At 65.3% G+C, this 1,080-nt stretch carries 1 protein-coding gene; it reads right to left on the minus strand.

Features of this window, described 5'->3' with window-relative positions:
* Window positions 1-9 precede the first annotated feature (9 nt).
* Window positions 10-978 carry an IS481 family transposase gene (locus MJ607_RS19790; RefSeq protein WP_243077357.1) on the minus strand — a complete coding sequence of 323 codons (969 nt, stop codon included), beginning with the start codon at window positions 976-978 and terminating at the stop codon, window positions 10-12.
* Window positions 979-1,080 lie beyond the last annotated feature (102 nt).

The raw sequence follows: 1,080 nt of genomic DNA on the forward strand, positions 1-1,080 counted from the left end.
TGTACCCGGTCAGGACGTTGGTCGCAGTCGGCTGATCGGGGGTTTGCCTCCGAGAGCTGAGTGGCGTCGTCCAGTGTTGTAGTGCTCGAGCCAGGGTGCAAGGGCGGTAGTGCGTGCATCGTTGCTGGCGAAGGGCTGTCGGTAGGCCCACTCGGTTTGCAGTGTGCGGTTGAGGCGCTCGACTTTGCCGTTCTGCCATGGGCAGTGGGGTTTGATGAACTTCTGCCGGATGCCGTGGGCAGCGCAGACCTCGCGCAGCGACCATCTGTATTGCCAGGCGTTGTCCGTAATCAGTCGCTCGATGCGGGTGATGCCGTGGGCGTGGAAGTACGTGATCGCGCGCTCCAGGAACGCGGCGCAGGTAGGTCCCTTCTCGTCGGCGAGGACCTCGGAGTACGCGAGCCGGGAGTGGTCGTCGACGAGCGAATGGACGTAATCGAACCCGACCACCGTGTGCCGGTCTCGCTGGATCGATCCGCTAGCACGCCCGTGCGCTTTCCAGCCGCCGCCGTCGGGGATGCGGCCGAGTTTCTTCACGTCCATGTGCACGAGTTCGCCAGGTCGTTCCCGTTCGTATCGAACCGCGGTGGTCTTCGACGCCCGGATCAGCTGACCGGTGATCGGGTCCAGCAGGGCCAGGTGCGGGACACCGTGCCGGGCAAGAACCCGCGAGACCGTGCGCGGTGCCATGCCCAACTGCACGGCGATCTCGTCGCGTCCCACGCGTTCACGCTCGCGCAGGTCCAGGACGGCCCGCTCCCTCGACGCCGGCGTGCGAGAAGGCGAATGGTGAGGGCGGGACGACCTATCCCGCAACCCCGCTTCACCCTCCGCTCGATAGCGAGCCAGCCAGCGTTGCACGCAGCGACGGGAGATCCCCATCGCCGCCGCGATATGCGCCTGTTTCCAGCCGGCCTGGGCACGGTCGATGATCAACAGCCGCCCGAAAAGGGTCAGCCGGGCATTACGGTGGGGCACGAGAACCTCCGAGTTCGTGAAGACGTTAGACATCTCCACTAAGCCCGGAGGTTCTCCTCATTCACAAGACCCAAACCGCGACGAACCTCACGGCCGGGTACA

It is taken from the genome of Microbacterium sp. SS28, assembly GCF_022761035.1.
Taxonomy (GTDB): domain Bacteria; phylum Actinomycetota; class Actinomycetes; order Actinomycetales; family Microbacteriaceae; genus Microbacterium.